The organism is Streptomyces sp. NPDC056987 (assembly GCF_042673865.1).
In the GTDB taxonomy this organism is placed as follows: Bacteria; Actinomycetota; Actinomycetes; order Streptomycetales; family Streptomycetaceae; genus Streptomyces.
This window is the reverse complement of the sequence record NZ_JBHURV010000085.1, coordinates 1-3,415: the sequence shown is the minus strand read 5'-3', so window position 1 is coordinate 3,415 and position 3,415 is coordinate 1. Positions and strand designations below refer to the sequence as shown.

General features: G+C 68.4%; 4 protein-coding genes. 3 read left to right on the top strand and 1 reads right to left on the bottom strand.

What is annotated here, in order from left to right; genetic code table 11:
- Positions 1–38: 38 nt before the first annotated feature.
- The 3 genes from ACFTZC_RS41860 (at position 39) to ACFTZC_RS41850 (ending at position 2,366) form a co-directional block, all read left to right on the top strand.
- Positions 39–848 carry an IS5 family transposase gene (locus ACFTZC_RS41860; protein ID WP_382899347.1) on the top strand — a complete coding sequence of 270 codons (810 nt, stop codon included), beginning with the start codon at positions 39–41 and terminating at the stop codon, positions 846–848.
- 46 nt (positions 849–894) lie between these two features.
- Positions 895–1,581 carry a DUF664 domain-containing protein gene (locus ACFTZC_RS41855; protein WP_382899345.1) on the top strand — a complete coding sequence of 229 codons (687 nt, stop codon included), beginning with the start codon at positions 895–897 and terminating at the stop codon, positions 1,579–1,581.
- A 212-nt stretch (positions 1,582–1,793) separates the two neighbouring features.
- A complete protein-coding gene (locus ACFTZC_RS41850; RefSeq protein ID WP_382899344.1) occupies positions 1,794–2,366 on the top strand; it encodes a hypothetical protein in 573 nt (190 codons plus the stop codon).
- Between the two features lie 305 nt (positions 2,367–2,671).
- Here ACFTZC_RS41850 and ACFTZC_RS41845 read toward each other — a convergent pair whose 3' ends face one another.
- The gene (locus ACFTZC_RS41845) at positions 2,672–3,340 is read right to left on the bottom strand and encodes a GntR family transcriptional regulator (protein ID WP_382899342.1); all 669 of its coding nucleotides are present in this window, start codon (positions 3,338–3,340) and stop codon (positions 2,672–2,674) included.
- Positions 3,341–3,415: the final 75 nt, after the last annotated feature.

Below are 3,415 nucleotides of genomic sequence, written 5' to 3'. Positions count from 1 at the left end.
TATTGCGCTCGGCGATCTTGGTTGGCAGGGTGTCCGGAGTGCGTGCTGATCTTGTTCCTGACGACCTGTGGGAGCGGGTGGTGCCGTTGCTGCCACCCGCTCCCGAACGGCGCCGCCGCTACCCCGGGCGGCTGCGTGTTCCCGACCGGGCAGCCCTGGCCGGCATCATGTACGTGCTACGGACTGGCGTCGCCTGGCGCGACGTCCCTGCCGAGAGCGTGGGCTGCTCCGGAGTTACGGCCTGGCGTCGGCTGCGGGACTGGACGGAGGCTGGCGTCTGGCCTCGCCTGCACGCCACCCTGCTGACCGAACTGCGTCGTGCGGGCCTTCTGGATCTGGACGATTGTGCCGTGGACGGGTCCCATGTCCGAGCCCTTAAAGGGGGGGATCACGTCGGCCCCTCGCCCGTCGACCGTGGCCGCCCTGGCTCCAAGCATCATCTGATTGTCGACCGCCTGGGAACGCCGCTCGCTGTAACGCTCACCGGTGGGAACCGCCACGACGTCACCCAGTTGCTGCCGCTGCTGGACGCGGTCCCGCCGATCCGGGACCTGCGCGGACGACCCCGCCGCAGGCCCCGACGCCTGTACGCCGACCGGGGCTACGATATCGACAAGTACCGCCGCCTGCTGTGGAAGCGCGGCATCAAGCCGCTGATCGCCCGACGCGGCGTCGCACGAGGTTCCGGACTGGGCAAGGTGCGCTGGGTCGTTGAGCGCGCATTCGCCCGGCTGCACCAGTTCAAGCGCCTCCGTACCCGCTACGAGCGGCGCGCCGACCTCCACCACGGCCTCCTCGAACTCGCCTGTGGCATCATCTGCCTCCGACGACTCCGAACGGCATCTTGAAACGCTCAGTGAGCCGATGTCAGTGGGGCCGCATAGGGTCCGGCTCATGGCTGACACTGAACTGACGACGCTACTCGGCGTCCTGAACAGCAAGCGCAAGCACGTCCTGGACATCTTGGAGGGCCTGGACGAGGAGGCGCTGCGGCGCCCGGTTCTACCGTCCGGCTGGACATGCCTTGGGCTGGTGCACCATCTCGCTCTGGACGGCGAGAAGTTCTGGTTCCGCGCGGTTGCTGCCGGGGAGCAAGCGGCGATCGAAGAGATCCTCGGGTCCGGGGAGAACGCGTGGCAGCCCGCCCTGGAGAAGACAGCCGAGGAGGTCTTCGCTCTCTACCGCAAGGAAGGGGAGCTCGCCGACACCTTCCTTGCCGGCGCCGACCTGAAGGCGGCCCCGAGCTGGTGGCCGGACTTCTTCGGTAACTGGCGCCTCGACAACCTGCGCGAGGTCATCCTGCACGTGATCACCGAGACCGCCACCCACGCCGGCCACTTGGACGCCGTGCGCGATGCGAAGTCGTCCACGGACTGCGTGGGCGCCGGCCGGCAATACTCCGGTGCAATCGGCGGTGTCGGACTGTGCCAGGTGTCGGTGCACCTGGCGGCGGTCACCGCGACGACGAAGGTGGTCATCGATCGGGCTCTGTATCTCTCGGCGGACTGGGCCGCGGACGAGGAACGCCGCGAGGCCGCCGGAGTGCCGGAGGAGACCGGGTTCGCGAGGAAGCCGCAGTAGGCGTTGACCATGGTCGCCAATGCGCTCGCGACCGGGATCGAGGCCCGCTGGTTCGCGGGCGACGAGGTGTACTGCGGACGTGAACTGCGCCAGGGCATAAGGGCGTTGGGACTCGGCTACACGGTCGGAATCGCCGTCACCTATCAGGTCACTGACGGGTGCGGCCGTCGGTGGGAGGCCCGCAAACTGATCAACAAGGTGCGGCCCGGGCAGTGGATGCGCCAGCAGACCGGACACGGCATCAAGGCACCCGCGAGTACGACTGGGCCTGGCTCGATGTCCGCCCCGACGACGCTCCCGAGGAGAACCGGAACGAGAATGAGCCCAGGACGAGTGTGCTGGTCGCGCGGCGGCACCGCTACACCGGCGAGGTGTCCTACTTCCGCTGCTGGGCACCCGGCGACGTTTCGCTCGGCACGCTGGTGGAAGTGATCTGCCGCAGGTGGCGGATCGAGGAAACCCTCCAACTCGCCAAGGGTTTCACCGGACTCGACCAGGGCCAGGTGACCTGCTGGAACTCCTGGATGCGCTGGTCACTATTCTCCCTGATCGCCGCCGCCGTCCTTGCCCTCACGGCCACCGCCATCCACGACGTCGCCGAGGACGAGCCCGTGCTTGTTCCGCTGAGCTGCCCCGAGCTCATCTGGCTCCCGCGAGCCCTCGTGCTGCCGCCACCCGTCCGCGACCGCGAGCACGTCCTGCACTGGACCGCCTGGCGACGCCATCACCAAGCCGTCGCGACCGCCTGCCACCAGCAACGACACCACCGTCACGACCAACCGTGATCAAGAACTACAGCTGCCGTCTCTGCGCAAGCACAAGGTCTTCGGCCACCTCACCCCGGCCGAGACCAGGCAGGGCGTCGATCGCCCTTATCACCCAGCTCGGCCCCACCCTGAGTGACGAGGAACTCGTCACCGAACTCGCCGCGGCCTGCCTGCTCACCGGCAAACGGTGGCCCTTCGACAATGTCCACTCAGAAGGGGAGCTGCCGTCAGAAGGGGAGCTGCCGCGAGAATTTAAGGCGACGACATTACGGTTCGCGGGAGCACTCCCGGCTCTGCTGGGCGGGCTCGTCATCAACAGTGCCTCAGCCCTCGGAGTAGCCGTTCGACCAGCCGAGCACGTGTCCGATGTGGGCGCTGAGCAGCGTCTCCGCGCCCCTCCCGTCACGCGCCTCCAGCAGGTCCACTAGGCTGTGGTGCTGTGCGGCGGATCGGGCAAGCTCGGCCGTGCCGATCATGTCGGCCAGGCCCACCATCCGGGTCTGCTGCCGCAGGTCCTTCACCATCGCTACCAGCCGGTGGTTGCCGTGCAGCTCCAGCAGCCGCAGGTGGAAGGCCATGTCGGCGGCGAGGTAGGCCGCCAGATCGGCGGCGGCGGCCGAGTCGACGATCACCTGGGCCCTGCGCCGCAGGTCGGCGGCGGCCTCCGGCTGCAGCGCCCGTGCGATCTCCCGCATGGGCGGGGCCTCCAGCAGTTGGCGCAGCCGCACGATCTCCCAGAGGTCCTGCTCGCTGACCTCGGTGATCCGGAAGCCCTTGTTGCGCACCACGTCGACAAATCCGCGTCCCTGCAGGTTGAGCAGGGCCTCACGGACCGGGGTGGCGGAGATCCCGAACCGCGCGGCCAGCGTCGGTGCGGTGACCAGGGTCCCCGGGGCCAGTTCACCCAAGACGATGGCCGCGGCCACCGCGTCCTCCACCGTGCGGCGCAGGCTCGCCCCGACTAACACCGGGCCGATGATTGATAAGCTCATCCGCGCCATCCTTCCACCACCAAAATTACACATACCGCCAACCGCCGTCGGTCGGCGCCGCGCCGAGTATCGCAT